Below are 15,754 nucleotides of genomic sequence, written 5' to 3' on the forward strand. Positions count from 1 at the left end.
TCATACAGCTTCCTCGAGAATGATATCGGCGATGCGCTCGGCGGCATCGACCTTGGCCAGGGCACGCGCGGCTTGCGCCATCTGCATGCGGCGGGCGGGATTTTCGGACAGATCACGCAGCAGCGCGGCAATGCCGGCTGCCAGTGTTTCGTCCTGCTTCAGCAACACGGCCGCGTCGCGCTCGACCAGGTATTCCGCATTGCGGGTCTGGTGATCGTCGACGGCGGCGGGGAATGGCACCAGCACGCTGCCGATGCCGACCGCACAGAGTTCGGCCAGCGTGGATGCGCCGGAACGGCACACCACCAGGTCGGCCCAGGCGAAAGCTTCGGCCATGTCGGCGATGAACGGCGTCACTTCGCCCTGCACGCCGGCCTTGGCATAGGCCTCGACCGCTTCGGCATGCAGCTTCTCGCCACTCTGGTGACGCACCACCACCGGCACCTGCGTACCGAGTGCGGCCAGTGCCTGCGGCACGCCACTGTTGAGCGCGCGAGCACCCTGGCTGCCGCCCAGCACCAGCAGCCGCAGCGGACCGCTGCGATCGGCCAGCCGCTGTTCCGGCGGCGCGACGGCGGCGATTTCGGCGCGCACTGGATTGCCCACGAATTCCTCGCGTGCAGCGAAGGTTCCCGGGAAACCGGTCAGCAGGCGGCGCGCGTAGCGCGACAGGATGCGGTTGGTCAGGCCCGGCGCGCGGTTCTGTTCGTGCACGATCAGCGGCAGGCCGTGCAGGCGCGCGGCCATGCCACCGGGGCCGGAGGCGAAGCCACCGAAAGCGACCACCGCACGCGGCTGGCGATCACGGATGATCAGGCCGGCGGCACGCAGCGCGCGCATCAGGCGCCACGGCGCAGCCAGCAGGGCCAGCTTGCCCTTGCCGCGCAGACCGGTGATGGCCAGCGTATCGATGTGGATGTCGTGCTGCGGAACCAGACGGGTTTCCATTGCGCCAGCGGCGCCCATCCAGGTGACCGGCACGCCACGCGCGCGCAGCACGCGGGCCACGGCCAGGCCCGGGAAGATGTGCCCGCCGGTACCACCGGCCAGGATCATCACCGGCCGAGCATTGTTCTGGACAGCACTCATCCGAGCCTCCCGAAGGTAGGTTCGACGCGCGACTGCAGGCGGCTGGTGCCGCGCACGGCAGCCGACTCGGCCGCGGCCGGTTCAGCAGCCATCGGCACGTTCTTTGCCACCGGTGCGGTCGGCGCATCGGCCGGAGCCGGGCCAGTCACGTCGTCGGCAGCGCCCATGCGCACGGCCTGGCGGCGTTCGGCACGCTTGAGTTCATAGGACACGCGCAGCAGCAGGCCCATCGCCACACAGGTCATCAGCACCGACGAACCACCCGACGAAATCAGCGGCAGGGTCAGGCCCTTGGTCGGCAGGATGCCCAGGTTCACGCCGATCGAAACGAAGGTCTGCATGCTGATCCACAGGCCGATGCCGAAGGCGATGTAGCCGGAGAAGTGGCGCTTCATTTCCACGCAGCGCATGCCCAGCCAGAACGTGCGGCCAACCAGCAGCGCATACAGCGCCACGATCGTGCAGGTGCCCAGGAAACCGAATTCCTCGGCGGTGACCGAGAAGATGAAATCGGTGTGTGCCTCGGGCAGGTAGTACAGTTTCTGCACCGAGTTGCCCAGGCCGACGCCGGTCCACTCACCGCGGCCCACCGCCATCAGCGCGTTGGACAGCTGGTAGCCGTCGCCCTGCTGGTCGGCCCACGGGTCGAGGAAGGAGGTGATGCGGCGCATGCGGTAGGGCTCGATGATCGCCAGCGCGCTCATGCCGACCAGGCCGATCACCACCGGCATCGACATGCGCGGCATGTTCACCCCGCCCAGCACCAGCATGCCGGCGGTGATCGCCAGCAACAGGGTGGACGAACCGAAGTCGGGCTGCAGCAGCAGCAGTACCACCAGCGCACCGGCCACGCCCAGCGGCTTGAGCATCGCAGGCCAGGTGGCGTTGACCTCGTCGCGGAAACGCACCAGGTAGCTGGACAGCCAGACGATGTAGAGCACCTTCACCGCTTCGACCGTCTGGAACTTGGAGATGCCCAGGTTGATCCAGCGGCGGGCACCGTTGACGCTGCTGCCCAGGCCAGGAACGAACACCACCACCAGCAGCGCGAAGCAGCCCAGCAACAGCATCTGGTTGTACTGCTCGATGGTCTTCAGCTCGGTACGCGCGGCCAGGATGGCCAGCACGATGCCGACCGCCAGGAAGATCAGGTGGCGGTTGAGGTAGTAGAACGGGCTGCTCATCAATGCGATCGAGCTCGACGCGACCATCACCACGCCCAGCCCGGTGAGCGCGATCATCGCGCCGAGCAGCCACTTGTCGTAGCTGCCACCGATGGCCTCAAGGCGTGTTGCCTGGTGCGACAGGTCATTCATCAGCGTACCTTCAACGTGGCCAGGCCGATCAGCACCAGCACGACGGAGATGATCCAGAAGCGCACGATCACGCGCGGCTCCGGCCAGCCCTTCAGCTCGAAGTGGTGGTGGATCGGCGCCATGCGGAACACGCGCTTGCCGGTCAGCTTGAACGAGGCGACCTGGATCATCACCGAAAGCGTTTCGATGACGAACACGCCGCCCATGATCACCAGCACCAGTTCCTGGCGGGTGATCACCGCGATGGTGCCCAGCACCGCGCCCAGCGACAGCGCGCCGATATCGCCCATGAACACCATGGCCGGGTAGGTGTTGAACCAGAGGAAGCCCAGCCCTGCGCCGGCAATCGCCGCGCAGATGATGACCAGCTCACCAGCGCCCGGAATCTGCGGGATCTGCAGGTAGTTGGCGAACACCACGTTGCCCGAGGCATAGGCGAACACGCCCAGGCCGCAAGCCACCAGTACGGTGGGCATGATCGCCAAGCCGTCCAAGCCATCGGTCAGGTTGACCGCGTTGGAGAAGCCGACGATCCAGAAGTAAGCGATGGCCACGAAGCCGACGCCAGCCAACGGCAGCGCCACCGACTTGAACATCGGGATGTAGAAGGTCAACGCCGCCGGCACATCGGCGGTCTGCAGCAGGAAGATGCCCGCAGCCAGACCGAAAATCGACTGCAGCAGGTACTTCCAACGCGACTTCAGGCCGTTCGGGTCGCGACGGACGATCTTGATCCAGTCGTCGTACCAGCCGATGGCGCCGAAGCACAGCATCACCGCCAGCACCAGCCACACGTAGCGGTTGCGCAGGTCGGCCCACATCAGCACCGACAGGGTGACGGTAAGCAGGATCAGCGAACCGCCCATGGTCGGCGTACCGGCCTTGGAGAAATGGGTCTGCGGGCCGTCCTTGCGGATCGGCTGGCCACCCTTGAACTGGGCAAGCTTGCGGATCATCGCCGGGCCGAGCCACAGCGACAGGAACAGCGCCGTCAACGCGGCAAGGATGGCGCGGAACGTCTGGTAGTTGAACAGCCCGAACAGGCTCTCCAACTGCTGCAACCATCGAGCCAGTTCATACAACATGCGGGGATTCCTCTCCTTGCGCCAGCAGCGCTTTGACAATCGTGTCCATGGCGCTGCCACGGGAACCCTTGACCAGGCAGCGCACGCCAGCGTGCAGCTCGTCCTTCAACGCCTGCGACAGCGCGTCATGGGTGGTGAAATGGCGTCCGCCCTCGCCAAACGCGGCGGCAGCGGCGGCACTGAGCGGGCCCAGTGCATACAGGCGCTTGAGGCCGGCGGCACGCGCGCGGATACCCGCCTGTGCATGCAGCGCCTCGGCATCGGGACCCAGCTCGCGCATATCGCCCAGCACCAGCCAGCCCTCTTCCGGTGCGGCGGCCAGCGCGTCGATGGCAGCTGCCAGCGAACCGGGATTGGCGTTGTAGCTGTCGTCCACCAACACCGCGCCGTTGTGCAGCTGATGGGCGATCTGGCGGCCCGGCACCGGCTGCGCTTCGGCCAGGCCGGTAGCCACCAGTGACAGCTCTATGCCAGCGGCAAGCGCCAGGCTGGCGGCGGCCAGTGCATTGCTGATGTTGTGGCGGCCCGGCAGACCCAGCACCACGCCCGCCTCGCCCATCGGCGTGACCAGGGTGAAGCGGCTGCCCTGCGCACCGGCGCGGATGTCGCGCGCGGTGACGTCGGCGGTGTGTTCCAGGCCATAGCGCAGCACCCGGCAACGTGCCGGGGTACCGATGAAATGCTGTTCGAACCAGCGCCCGTAGGCGTCGTCGACGTTGATCACCGCAACACCATCGGCCGGCAGCGCGGCGTAGATCGCGCCCTTGGTCACGGCCACGCCGAGCAGGCTGCCCATCCGCTCCAGGTGGGCCGCGGCGATGTTGTTGACCAGGGCGTATCGCGGGCGCGCGATGTCGGTCAGGTAAGCGATGTCGCCCGGCTTGCCGGCGCCCATCTCGTAGACGGCGTAGTCGGCATCTTCCGGTGCGTCGATCACCGCCAGCGGCAGGCCGATCTCGTTGTTGCGGTTGCCCGGGTTGGCGTAGACCACCTTGTGCGCGTGCTGCGCCACCTGCTGCAGGATCGCCAGCAGCAGGCTCTTCACGCTGGTCTTGCCGTTGCTGCCGGTGATGGCGAACAGTTCGGTCGCACGGTCACGCTGCATGCCGGCGGCGATCTTCGCCAGCGCGCGCTCGCTGTCGGCCACCAGCACCTGCGGCAGGTCCAGCGGCAGCAGGCGCTCGACCAGCAGCGCGCTGGCGCCACGTGCCTGCGCGTCAGCGGCGAAGTCATGGCCGTCGAAGCGTTCGCCACGCAGCGCCACGTACAGGCTGCCCGGGCCAAGGCTGCGGGTATCATTGCTGATGGCATCGATGGCCACGTCGTCGCCGTGGATCTCGCCACCGGCCCAGTGCGCGATCAGCGAAAGCAGGGTGCGCTTCATGCCGCGCCCTCCCCGGCCTGTGGGCCCTCTTCCGCGTCCTGCGGCCGGGCCACTAGCGCATCCATGCGCGTCGCCGAAAGCACACCGACCTTGGCGGCCAGTGCAGCAGCGGCCACTTCGGTGTCGTCGAAGTCATGGCGCACGCCATTCACTTCCTGGTACGGCTCGTGGCCCTTGCCGGCGATCAGGATGATGTCGCCGTCACCGGCGCGCTTCACCGCCAGGCCGATCGCGCGCGCGCGGTTGCGCTGCACGGTCACGGTGGAGGTATCAGCGAAACCCGCCAGGATGTCGGCCACGATCACGTCGCCATCTTCGCCACGCGGGTTGTCGTCGGTGACGATGACCTGGTTGGCCAGGCGTTCGGCAATGGCGGCCATCTGCGGGCGCTTGCCGGTATCGCGCTCGCCACCGCAGCCGAACACGCAGAACAGCGTGCCCTGCAGGTGACCGTGCAGGCTGTCCAGTGCCTGTTCCAGCGCGTCGGGGGTATGTGCGTAATCAACCACCACGGTCGGCAGGCCGTCTTCGCCGCCGAGGCGGTTCATGCGGCCACGGATCGGCTGCAGCGCCGACAGCACCTCGGCGATGCGCGGCAGCGGCTGGCCCAGCGCATGCAGGCTGCCGGCCACGGCCAACAGGTTGTCCACGTTGAAGCGGCCCAGCAGCGGCGACTGCACTGCAGCGCGCTGGCCATCGATGATCAGGTCGAAACCGATGCCGCGACCATCCAGCTGCAGTGCGTCGGCGCGCAGGTTGGCGCCGTCGGCACCGCGCGAGCTCAGGCCGATCGCCTGCACACCCGCCGGCAGGCCGGCGAACAGCTGGCGACCGAACGCATCGTCAAGATTGATCACCGCCGCCTTCAGGCCCGGACGATGGAACAACCGCGCCTTGGCCGCGCCGTAGCTGGCCATGTCGCCGTGGTAATCAAGGTGATCGCGGGTGAGATTGGTGAACACTGCCACGTCGTAGTGCACGGCATCCACGCGGCCCTGGTCCAGCGCATGCGAGCTGACTTCCATCGCCACCGCACGCGCGCCGTCGTCGCGCAGCTGCGCCAGCAGCGCATGCATCTGCAGCACCAGCGGGGTGGTGAAACCAGTCGGTTCGACGGCACCATAAAGTCCGGCGCCCAACGTGCCGATACTGCCACTGGGCGTACCGAGCAGATGCCAGGCCTGGGCCAGCAGCTGCACGGTGGAGGTCTTGCCGTTGGTGCCGGTCACGCCAACCATGGTCATCGCCCGCGACGGCGCGCCATGGAACTGGTCGGCCATCGCACCCAGCCGCGCACGCAGGCCCGGCACGGCGATGGCATCGGCCGGTGCAGGCAGTTCGGCGGGCGCCGGCGCTTCAAACAGGATCGCGCCGGCACCGGCTGCGCGCGCCTGCTCGACAAAGCCCAGGCCATGCGCGCCGAAGCCGGCGATGGCGACGAAGGCATTGCCGGGGCGCACGGCACGGCTGTCCAGCACCAGGCCGGTCAAAACGGGATCATGGCCCGCCAGGGCCACGTCCGGAAGCAACTGCGAAAGCAACATCGAAGGACTCATTGCGTGCCTCCCGTAGCGGGTGGCACATGGGATTGCGCGCTGGGCAGCGCGGCATCGAATTCAGCGGCGGCATCCACCGGCAGCGCGGCTTCGGCCGGCGGCAGCGGCAGCACCGAGGCCGAATGCCCGATCTTTCCGGACTGCTGGGCAGCCAGCCACGACTGCAGATCGTCCAGCGGCACGTCCATCAGGCGCAGCGTGCCTTCCATCACGTTGTGATAGACCGGCGCCGACACCAGGCCGCCGTAGAACTTGCCACCCTGCGGGTCGTTGATGACGATGACGGTGGCAAAACGCGGATTGGTGGCCGGCACCACGCCCGCGAACAGCGCGTTGTAGTGGCCACGCTCGTAACCGCCAGGGCCGGTCTTGCGCGCGGTACCGGTCTTGCCGGCCACGCGATAACCCAGCACCGCTGCCTGCTTGGCGCCGCCCTGGGTGACCACCGTTTCCATCATCGCCACCACCTGCTTGGCGACGTTCTCATCGATGATCTGCTGGCCTTCGTTGCGCTGGCCTTTGACGAACGTCGGTGCGATCAACTTGCCGCCGTTGGCCAGCGCCGAATAGGCCGTCGCAATCTGCAGCGGCGTGACATTCAGGCCATAGCCGTAGGACATGGTGGTCTTGGTGGTGCCCGACCAGCGGGCCGGACGCAGCACCACGCCACCCGACTCACCCGGGAAGCCGCTGTGCGGTACCGAGCCGTAGCCGAAGCGGCGCACACCGTCGTAGAACACCTGGTCGGGCATCTTCGCGGCGACCTTGGCCGCGCCCACGTTCGAGCTGCGGGTGATCACGCCGGTGACGTTCAACACGCCGTTGTTGCGCGGCACATCGCGGATGGTGAAACGCCCCAGGGTCATGTAGCCCGGGTTGGTGTCGATGACGGTGTCCTTGGTCACCGCACCCGCCTGCAGCGCGGTGGCGATGGTCAGCGGCTTCATCGTCGAACCCGGCTCGACCAGATCCGTCACCGCGCGGTTGCGGCGCGTGTCCGGGGCCGCACCGCCCACGGAATTGGGGTTGTAGGTCGGCAGGTTGACCATGGCCAGGATCTCGCCGGTGGTCACGTCCATGATCACCATCGAACCGCCAGCCGCCTTGTTGGCCACCAGCGCGTTGCGCAGTTCCTTGAAAGCCAGGTACTGGATGCGGCGGTCGATGCTGAGGGTCAGATCCTTGCCCGGCTCGGCGGCACGCAGCAGATCGCTCTCGACCGTCTCGCCCTTGCGGTTGCGGATCACCCGCTTGCCGCCGGGCTTGCCGCGCAGCCATTCGTCGAAGGCCAGCTCCAGGCCTTCCTGGCCGCGGTCGTCGATGTTGGTGAAGCCCAGCACGTGCGCCATCGCTTCACCCTGCGGGTAGAAGCGGCGGAACTCGCGCTGAGCCGCCACGCCCGGAATCTTCAGGGCGACCACGCGCTCTGCCTCGTCCGGATTGATCCGGCGACGCAGGTACATGAATTCCTTGTCCGACTTCTGCGACAGGCGGCTGCTCAGCTCGTCCACCGACATGCCCACCGCCTGTGCCAGCTCGGGGATGCGCTCGGGCGATCGCAGCAGGTCCTGCGGGTTCACCCAGATCGAGGCGACCGGCGTAGACACCGCCAACGGCTCGCCGTTGCGGTCGGTGATCATGCCGCGCGAGGTCTTGATCGGCAGTTCGCGCAGGTAACGGGCTTCGCCCTGGCGCTGGTAGAAGTCGCTGTTGATGATCTGCACGTAGGCGGCACGACCGACCAGCGACACCGAGCACAGACCGAGTGCCAGGGCCACCCAGCGCAGGCGCTGGCGCAGGTTGAAGGCGTTGCGGGGACGGTTGCGGCCGGTCTTGCTCATGGGCGCACCACCACGACGTCGGCGGCCTCGGGGAACTTCATGCCGAGCTTTTCGCGGGCGATGCTGTCCACGCGGTTGGCTTCGGCCAGGGTCGCCTGCTCCAGCTGCAGGCGGCCGAATTCAATGTTCAGGTCATCACGCGCACGCTCGGCGCGCGACAGCTCGATGAACGTCTGCCGGTGACGGTGACGCACGAACACGACGCCGATCGCCGAGGCCACGGTGCAGGCCAACAGGATGATCAGCAGCAGCCGGCTCATGCATCGGCCTCCCGCTTCTGGGCAACACGCAGCACGGCGCTGCGGGCGCGCGGGTTCATCGCCAGCTCTTCGTCGGTGGCCTTGATGGCGCCACCGAACAGGTCCAGCGTCGGCACGAACACCTGCGCCTCGGGCAGCCGGCGGTTGGCCGGCGGTGCCTTGGCCAGGCGGTTCATGTACTGCTTGACGATGCGGTCTTCCAGCGAGTGGAAGCTGATGACCGCCAGCCGGCCACCGGGCTTGAGCCGCTGCACGGCCGCATCGAGCCCGGCTTCGAGATCGGCCAGCTCGCGGTTGATGTGGATGCGGATGGCCTGGAAGCTGCGCGTGGCCGGGTGGATCTTGTCCTTGCCGCGCGGCATCACCGAGGCGATCAGCTCGGCCAGTTCGGCAGTACGCGAGAACGGCTGCTTGTCGCGGCGGGCCACGATGGCCTTGGCGATGCGTCGGCCCTGGCGTTCTTCGCCATAGGTCCACAGCACATCCATCAGCTCGCGCTCTTCCACGCGGTTGAGCCACTGCGCAGCGCTTTCGCCACTGTCCGGGTCCATGCGCATGTCCAGCGGGCCGTCCTTGCCGAAGCTGAAACCACGCTCGGCCACGTCCAGCTGCGGCGAGGACACACCAAGGTCGAACAGCACGCCGTCCAGGCCTTCGGCGGTCTCGTTCCACTGCAGCAGCTGGGCGAAGCTGCCACGGAAGATCGACACGCGCGGGTCCGGCGCGAAATCGCGCTCGGCAACGGCAATGGCTTCCGGATCCTTGTCCATGACCAGCAGGCGTCCCTCGGGACCGAGCTGGGTGAGCACGCCACGTGCATGACCGCCACGACCGAACGTGCCATCCAGATAACGTCCGTTTTCGATCACCCTCAGGCCTTCCAGGACCTGGGTGTACAGGACCGGCAGATGCACCGCCGGCGACTGCGACACCGGAAGGTGACCGGTCTGCGCTTCTGGGCGCATCCGGGCACCCCGGCTCACAACTTCAGGTCGAGCAACCCATCACCCAGATCCTCATCAGACAACGTCTGCTGGATCAGGGCCCGATGCGCCTGCTCGCTCCACAATTCGAATTTGTCGCCCATACCGAGCAATACCGCCTTCTTCTCAATGCCCACCGCACCGCGGTGGCTGGCGGGAATGCTGATGCGACCGTTGCCGTCAAGCTCCAGGTGGGCGGCTGAACCGACCAGCTTCTGCTGCAGCAGACGTACGACGCGCTGTGTGTTGGGTTTGGACATGACGTCGTCGCGTACCCGCTCCCATTCCGACTCGGCATACAGCCACAGGCAGCCCGATTCGAAGGGGTTGTAGGTCAACACGAGACGGTTGTTGCTGACGCGCGCAACGAGGTCGCGGTGAGCGGTGGGAACCGCCATGCGTCCTTTGTCGTCAACTGTGATGGCCGTCTCGCCCTGGAACACGACGCCTGCACCTTATCCTTCGCCCGGTGAAACATTGAACCACGAAAATCCACAAAACACCCGGATTTCCCTCTGATGCCCACCTTAGCAGCGGCCAAAGGGTTGTCAACAACTTTTCCGAGGAGAAATCGCCAGCCGCATCAATGGCTTGCAACAATGTTTAGAGAGTTGTTCAAGGTTTATCCACAAGTTGCTGATCCGTCTCAATTTTTGAGATTGAACGGAAGTTCAGGGGTGTGGACGGCGCGTGAAACATAGGCTGCGCATTCATCCAGAACGGGCCGAAAGCGACGCCGTTCTGCGCAAACCGGGCACAATGGCCCCATGTGCCTGCTTGCTCTTGGCTGGTTGCACCACCCGCGCTGGCGGCTGGTGATGGCTGGCAACCGTGATGAGTTCCACACCCGCCCCACCGCGGCCCTGGCCCCCTGGCAGGATGAGACGTCCGTCATCGGCGGGCGCGACCTGCGCTCCGGCGGCGGCTGGGCCGGCGTTGGTGCCGGCGGCCGGATGGCGGTGGTGACCAACGTCCGCGATCCGCAGGCGTCGCAGACCGGGCCGTCACGTGGCGCCCTGGTGGCCGACTACCTGCGTGGCCGCGATCCGGCGGGTACGCATATAGAGCGTCTGGCCGGGATCTCCGCTGCCTACGCCCCCTTCAACCTGCTGCTGGCCGATGGCAACAGCCTGGAATACCTGGGCAACCACCCGGCCGAGCGACAGACGCTTGGCCCCGGCGTACATGGGATGTCCAATGGCGCCATCGACGCGCCCTGGCCAAAGACACGGCGATTGATGGACGCGCTTTCCGCTTGGCTGGAACAGGACGGGGTCAGATCCCTTTCCCGAGGGGAAAGGGATCTGACCCCACTGTGGAACGCCCTCGCCGACGAACACCGCCCGGCCGACAGCGACCTGCCCGATACCGGCATCGGCCTGGAGCGCGAACGCTGGCTCAGCCCCGCCTTCATCCGGGGCGACGATTACGGCACCCGCGCCAGCACGGTGCTGCTGATTGACGCGAACGGCCAGGGCGAAATCCACGAGCGGCGATTTGGGCCGCAGGGTGTACCCGGTGGACAGAGTCACGTCATTTTCTGACCTGGTGATGCCCGACGTTGGCCGAACCCCCTTGCCAGCGGGGTAGTGCCGGCCGCTGGCCGGCAACCTCCGGATCTTCGGGCAGGTCACGCGGCTGCCGGCCAGCGGCCGGCACTACCCGCACCGCGTTGCCGCGACACAAGGCCGCCAACAGGGTCATTCAGCTTTCCGACGCAGCGCCTTTCCGCCCGCGCCACAGGGCCTGCGCCGCTGCAGTCACCCTACTGTGCCCTTTTCGCCTTCGGCACTGTGTCTATAAATGTCGCCCTCAGCCTCTCAAGGTGGTCCTGCCCGGTGCCATGCCGCGCGATCCACACTCACAAGGAGGCCCCATGCGCCGCATCCTCATCCTGCTCGCCACCCACGTACTCACCCTCGGCCTCGGCTTCGGTCTGGGCGTGTATTTCCTGCCCATCCTGATCGCGCCCGACGATCCGCCGGTCGAGCAGGTACAGACCGCGATGGCCGACGCCACCTATCGCACCACCTTCCGTCGCGACCTCAAAGGCAGTGACGCGGTGCATTGGGCCGAAGGCAAGGTCAGCGTCAGCGCCCGCCAGGTCGCCTTCGACGGCAAGATGGGCCCGGGCCCGGACTACAAGGTCTACCTGGTCCACGACTTCGTCGACAACAAGGCCGACTTCCTGAAGATCAAGGCCAAGGCCAAGCGTATCGGCGAGGTCAAGACCTTCAACCGCTTCCTGGTGGATGTGCCGGCCGATGTGGACGTGGACGAATTCACCACCGTCGTGGTGTGGTGCGAGCGCTTCTCGCAGTTCATTTCAGCCGGGCAGTACCGGAAGCCGGGCTGAGGCTGGACATCATCCGGGTAGTGCCGGCCGCTGGCCGGCAGCCGCGTGAACTGCCCGAAGATCCAGAGGTTGCCGGCCAGCGGCCGGCACTACCAGATGCACACCATGCGTGGATGAAGGCAGATGGATCCACGCCATGCGTGGATGCACGTGGATGGAATGAAGGGGCGGAGCCGGCCGATAAGCCGGGTTCTGTCGTGGACAGTCATTCCTCTAGGCGTTACGTCGCCGCAACGCTCAAGCAACCTACCCGGATCCAACGCGGGCCGCGCCAATGGATCCCTATTTGGTCTTGCTCCAGGTGGGGTTTGCCGTACCGGTCTGTTGCCAGACTCGCGGTGCGCTCTTACCGCACCATTTCACCCTTACCGGCCTTCCGAAGAAGACGTAGGCGGTATCTTTCTGTTGCACTTTCCGTCGGCTTGCGCCGCCCAGGCGTTACCTGGCACCTTGCCCTATGGAGCCCGGACTTTCCTCGGCACCCCCGAAGGGATGACGCGACTGTCTGGCCGACTCCGCCGTGCGCATTCTACCGCACGCGGGCCTGCCCTGCCGGGTTGATCGCGGCGCGCGATTCATCCATCCACGCATGGCGTGGATCTACCGAGGCTTCGCACGCCCCATCAAGGCCGCCCGCGACTCCAGCTCCACCGTCACCGTCAATTCGCGCGACTGCGGCTTCATGCCGTCCCATTCAACCCGGCGCAGCCTCACCTCCACCCGGTCACCTGGATTGCGGGATTTCAACGCCTGCCCAATACCGAAGACCGTCTTCACCCGGGTGCCATCCACCGCCAGCACTTCATCCCCCATGCGCACGCCGGCCCGGCGCGCGGGACCGTCGTCGGGCTCGGCTTCAACCACGGCAGGGCCACTCATCTGAATCCCCAGCACCGGGCGCAGCGCATCATTGCGCAGATCACCCTCACCGGCCCGGTCGCGCGCAAGCTCGGCCGCGCCCAGCAAGGCGTCGTCCAACGCTGCGTCGAAATAGGGCGCGTTATCCACGAAGGCCCCGCACTGCCACTGCGCGCGTTCGGGCAGCTGCATGCGACCAGCGCGCAGCGCCAGTTGCAGGTCGCGCCACTGCGTCGCGCTGACGTACCGCTGCTGGGTACTTACTACCTGCTGGTACGCCGCCTCGATCGTTGCGCGGTTGTCGGCGTCCACCTGCAGGCAAGCGTCGTACGACTCCAGAACATCGCGCGCCATGCGGTACATCACGTAGCGACTGTAGTTCCGGGCCGGATCCAGCTGCTTGATGCTCACCAGACCGGGGTCGAACAGCGCGTAGCCGATGTAATCCCGGCCCAGATCGGCCTCGGTCATGGCCTCGATGTCGTCGCCCGCGGTGACCGGGGCGGGCGCGCCAACCAGGGCAAGCAGCAATGACAGTCCGTTTGCCAGCATCTTTTTCCTCCATGAAGAACTACGGGACTTCCCCCGACGCCCCAAAACTAACATCTCAACCCTTGTTCCAAATTGTCGGTATTTACTTCATTTATACCGACACTATGGAACAATCGCCCAATGACCGACCCACTCGCCATTGCCAAGGCCTTGATCCAGCGCACGGGCGCGGCACGCTCGCGCGATCTGGTCCGCGCCGGCGTAGCCCGCGCGCAGCTGTCGCGACTTGTCGCCGCTGGCAACCTGCAACGGCTGTCCCGGGGCGTGTACATGCTGCCCGGCCTGGCTTCGGCGGAAGGACAGGAGGGACTGCAGGTTGTCGCCGAGCGCACTGCTTCGCCGCGACTGTGCCTGCTGAGCGCCCTGCGCCAGCACGGCCTGACCACCCAGACACCCTTCGAAGTCTGGATTGCCATTGGCAACAAGGATCGTGCGCCCCGTATCGACTGGCCGCCTCTGCGGGTTGTCCGCATGTCGGAAAAGACACTGGAGGCGGGGCTGGAACCACTGCAGGTCGGACGCCGGCACGTGCGCACGACCTGCGTGGCCAAAACCGTTGCCGACTGCTTCAAGTACCGGAATCTGGTGGGTATGGACGTTGCCATCGAAGCGCTGCGGGACGCGCTGCGCGAGGGCGCGACCACCGTGGATGAGCTTTGGAGGTATGCACGCCTCTGCCGCGTTGCCAGACTGATGCGCCCCTATCTTGAAGCGCTGGCATGACCTCCACGCCCTCCTCAGACCGCATCCGCTCCATACGGCAGCGGCTGCGTGACCGCGCACGGGAGCGCGACGAAGACTTCCAGTTCGTACTGGATCGCTTCGCGGTAGAGCTGATGCTGTACCGACTGTCGATGTCCCCTTACCGGCAGCAGTTCCTGCTGAAGGGCGCGATGCTTTTCGCGATATGGTTCGACGTTCCTCATAGGCCCACCCGTGATGCCGACTTCCTGGGGCACGGATCGTCTGATCCCCAGCAGCTGATGCGCATCGTGCATGACCTGTGCGCGATTGAACTGGACGATGGATTGCAGTTCGATGCGGCCTCGGCTGCCATCGAATCGATACGCGAAGGCTCCCACTACCAGGGACTGCGCATGCGACTGTGCGCTCAGTTGGGCAATGCCCGCTGCCACGTCCAATGGGATGTCGGGTTCGGCGATGCCGTCCATCAGCCGCCGCCTGAATGCAACTACCCGGTACTGCTCGATGAGTTCCCGTCACCCCGATTGCGGGTCTACCCGCGGGAAGCCGTCTTCGCCGAGAAACTCGAAGCCATCACAGTACTGGGCATCGCCAACAGCAGGATGAAGGACTACTTCGATCTGCTGGCGCTGGCGCGCGAAGGTGAAATGGCAACCTCCTCACTGAGCGAGACGATTCGCGCAACGTTCGAACGCCGCGGTACACATTGGCCGCAAGCGCTGCCGTTCGGCTTGTCGAAGGCATTTGCCGACGATGCGCAGAAACAGGCGCAGTGGAGAGCCTTCCTGCGCAGAAATCGCCTGTTGGCCCCACCCTTGGACGTAGTGATAGGTGAAATCAGCACCTTCATCCGCACGCTGCACACGTAACGACCCTCGGGTGTCTGAGGTCGGAGCCCCTGCAGGGGTCCGACCCCGCGCATCAACTGCCGTACAACGCCTTGCGCGGTGCGCCGGTCAATTCGGCCGCCAGCTTGGCGGCGGTCGACGGCGGCAGGTGCTCGCTCAGCTTGGCGTAGACCTGACGGCCATGGGCCAGCTGCGCCTCGGCATCATCGCCAGCGCCCTGCACCATCACCACGAACTCGCCCTTGCGCTGGTTGTCGTCCGCTTCCACCTGCGCCAGCAGCCCGGCCAGGTCGCCGTCCAGCACGGTCTCGAACAGCTTGGTCAGCTCGCGCGCCAGCACGGCCGGGCGCTCGCCGCCAAAGATCGCCGCCATGTCGGCCAGGGATTCGGTAATGCGGTGCGAGGATTCGTAGAACACCATCGTGCGCACTTCGCCGGCCAGCGCCTGCAGGCGATCGCGGCGGCCGCTGGCCTTGGCCGGCAGGAAGCCCTCGAACGTAAAGCGGTCGCTGGGCAAGCCGGCCACGCTCAGCGCGGCGATGGCGGCGCAGGCGCCGGGAATCGGGCTGACCTTGATGCCGGCCGCGCGCGCCGCACGCACCAGGCGGAAGCCGGGGTCGCTGACCAGCGGGGTGCCGGCATCGCTGACCAGCGCCAGCGATTCGCCTGCCTGCAGGCGGGCCACCAGGCGCTGGGCCAGCGCCTCTTCGTTGTGCTCGTGCAGCGCCACCAGCGGCTGTTGGATGCCGAAATGGGACAGCAGCTGGCCGCTGCGGCGGGTGTCCTCGGCGCAGATGGCCGCCACCGAACGCAGCACGTCCTGCGCGCGCGGGCTCAGATCGGCCAGGTTGCCGATCGGCGTGGCGACGACATACAGGGTTGGGACACTCATTTCAGCGGTACTCACGGGGCAAGGGTAGA

The 15,754-nt window shown here is 66.4% G+C and carries 15 protein-coding genes and 1 other RNA gene; 4 read left to right on the forward strand and 12 right to left on the reverse strand.

Annotation, left to right across the window (positions count from 1 at the left end):
- From murG to mraZ, 9 genes are read right to left on the reverse strand one after another with little or no spacing between them, the layout of a single operon-like run.
- Positions 1 to 1,089, reverse strand: coding sequence for an undecaprenyldiphospho-muramoylpentapeptide beta-N-acetylglucosaminyltransferase (murG, locus tag ACQ5SA_RS09460; RefSeq protein WP_499314078.1), 1,089 nt, complete (start codon positions 1,087 to 1,089; stop codon positions 1 to 3).
- Entirely contained in the window at positions 1,086 to 2,405 is a 1,320-nt protein-coding gene (gene ftsW, locus ACQ5SA_RS09465) for a putative lipid II flippase FtsW (protein ID WP_230110844.1), read from the reverse strand. Before ftsW ends, murG begins: the two co-directional genes overlap by 4 nt.
- Positions 2,405 to 3,490, reverse strand: coding sequence for a phospho-N-acetylmuramoyl-pentapeptide-transferase (mraY, locus tag ACQ5SA_RS09470; protein ID WP_100551564.1), 1,086 nt, complete (start codon positions 3,488 to 3,490; stop codon positions 2,405 to 2,407). The genes ftsW and mraY overlap by 1 nt, the downstream gene beginning before the upstream one ends.
- Positions 3,480 to 4,874, reverse strand: a complete 1,395-nt coding sequence (locus tag ACQ5SA_RS09475; protein WP_499314079.1) for a UDP-N-acetylmuramoyl-tripeptide--D-alanyl-D-alanine ligase — start codon at positions 4,872 to 4,874, stop codon at positions 3,480 to 3,482. The genes mraY and ACQ5SA_RS09475 overlap by 11 nt, the downstream gene beginning before the upstream one ends.
- Positions 4,871 to 6,430, reverse strand: a complete 1,560-nt coding sequence (locus ACQ5SA_RS09480) for a UDP-N-acetylmuramoyl-L-alanyl-D-glutamate--2,6-diaminopimelate ligase (RefSeq protein WP_499314080.1) — start codon at positions 6,428 to 6,430, stop codon at positions 4,871 to 4,873. The genes ACQ5SA_RS09475 and ACQ5SA_RS09480 overlap by 4 nt, the downstream gene beginning before the upstream one ends.
- A complete protein-coding gene (locus tag ACQ5SA_RS09485; RefSeq protein WP_499314081.1) occupies positions 6,427 to 8,271 on the reverse strand; it encodes a peptidoglycan D,D-transpeptidase FtsI family protein in 1,845 nt (614 codons plus the stop codon). The genes ACQ5SA_RS09480 and ACQ5SA_RS09485 overlap by 4 nt, the downstream gene beginning before the upstream one ends.
- Positions 8,268 to 8,531 carry a cell division protein FtsL gene (ftsL, locus tag ACQ5SA_RS09490; protein ID WP_025876599.1) on the reverse strand — a complete coding sequence of 88 codons (264 nt, stop codon included), beginning with the start codon at positions 8,529 to 8,531 and terminating at the stop codon, positions 8,268 to 8,270. The genes ACQ5SA_RS09485 and ftsL overlap by 4 nt, the downstream gene beginning before the upstream one ends.
- Positions 8,528 to 9,496, reverse strand: coding sequence for a 16S rRNA (cytosine(1402)-N(4))-methyltransferase RsmH (rsmH, locus tag ACQ5SA_RS09495; RefSeq protein WP_108267199.1), 969 nt, complete (start codon positions 9,494 to 9,496; stop codon positions 8,528 to 8,530). The genes ftsL and rsmH overlap by 4 nt, the downstream gene beginning before the upstream one ends.
- A gap of 14 nt (positions 9,497 to 9,510) precedes the next feature.
- On the reverse strand, positions 9,511 to 9,957 hold the full coding sequence (gene mraZ, locus ACQ5SA_RS09500; RefSeq protein ID WP_025876601.1) for a division/cell wall cluster transcriptional repressor MraZ: 447 nt from the start codon (positions 9,955 to 9,957) through the stop codon (positions 9,511 to 9,513).
- Between the two features lie 324 nt (positions 9,958 to 10,281).
- Between mraZ and ACQ5SA_RS09505 the strand changes: the two genes are divergently transcribed.
- The gene (locus ACQ5SA_RS09505; RefSeq protein ID WP_499314082.1) at positions 10,282 to 11,058 is read left to right on the forward strand and encodes an NRDE family protein; all 777 of its coding nucleotides are present in this window, start codon (positions 10,282 to 10,284) and stop codon (positions 11,056 to 11,058) included.
- 332 nt (positions 11,059 to 11,390) lie between these two features.
- Positions 11,391 to 11,870 carry a DM13 domain-containing protein gene (locus tag ACQ5SA_RS09510; RefSeq protein ID WP_312786598.1) on the forward strand — a complete coding sequence of 160 codons (480 nt, stop codon included), beginning with the start codon at positions 11,391 to 11,393 and terminating at the stop codon, positions 11,868 to 11,870.
- Between the two features lie 165 nt (positions 11,871 to 12,035).
- Here ACQ5SA_RS09510 and rnpB read toward each other — a convergent pair.
- Positions 12,036 to 12,387: RNase P RNA component class A (rnpB, locus tag ACQ5SA_RS09515), an RNA gene on the reverse strand.
- Between the two features lie 83 nt (positions 12,388 to 12,470).
- Complete coding sequence (locus ACQ5SA_RS09520; RefSeq protein WP_181393114.1) at positions 12,471 to 13,280, reverse strand: PDZ domain-containing protein; 810 nt, start codon at positions 13,278 to 13,280, stop codon at positions 12,471 to 12,473.
- A gap of 120 nt (positions 13,281 to 13,400) precedes the next feature.
- Here ACQ5SA_RS09520 and ACQ5SA_RS09525 point away from each other — a divergent pair, with 120 nt between their 5' ends.
- A complete protein-coding gene (locus tag ACQ5SA_RS09525) occupies positions 13,401 to 14,003 on the forward strand; it encodes a type IV toxin-antitoxin system AbiEi family antitoxin domain-containing protein (protein ID WP_108267210.1) in 603 nt (200 codons plus the stop codon).
- A complete protein-coding gene (locus tag ACQ5SA_RS09530) occupies positions 14,000 to 14,854 on the forward strand; it encodes a nucleotidyl transferase AbiEii/AbiGii toxin family protein (protein ID WP_230110851.1) in 855 nt (284 codons plus the stop codon). The genes ACQ5SA_RS09525 and ACQ5SA_RS09530 overlap by 4 nt, the downstream gene beginning before the upstream one ends.
- 52 nt (positions 14,855 to 14,906) lie before the next feature.
- Here ACQ5SA_RS09530 and rsmI read toward each other — a convergent pair whose 3' ends face one another.
- A complete protein-coding gene (gene rsmI, locus ACQ5SA_RS09535; protein ID WP_108267214.1) occupies positions 14,907 to 15,725 on the reverse strand; it encodes a 16S rRNA (cytidine(1402)-2'-O)-methyltransferase in 819 nt (272 codons plus the stop codon).
- Positions 15,726 to 15,754: the final 29 nt, after the last annotated feature.

Source organism: Stenotrophomonas indicatrix, from assembly GCF_050573115.1.
Classification (GTDB): Bacteria; Pseudomonadota; Gammaproteobacteria; order Xanthomonadales; family Xanthomonadaceae; genus Stenotrophomonas; species Stenotrophomonas lactitubi_A.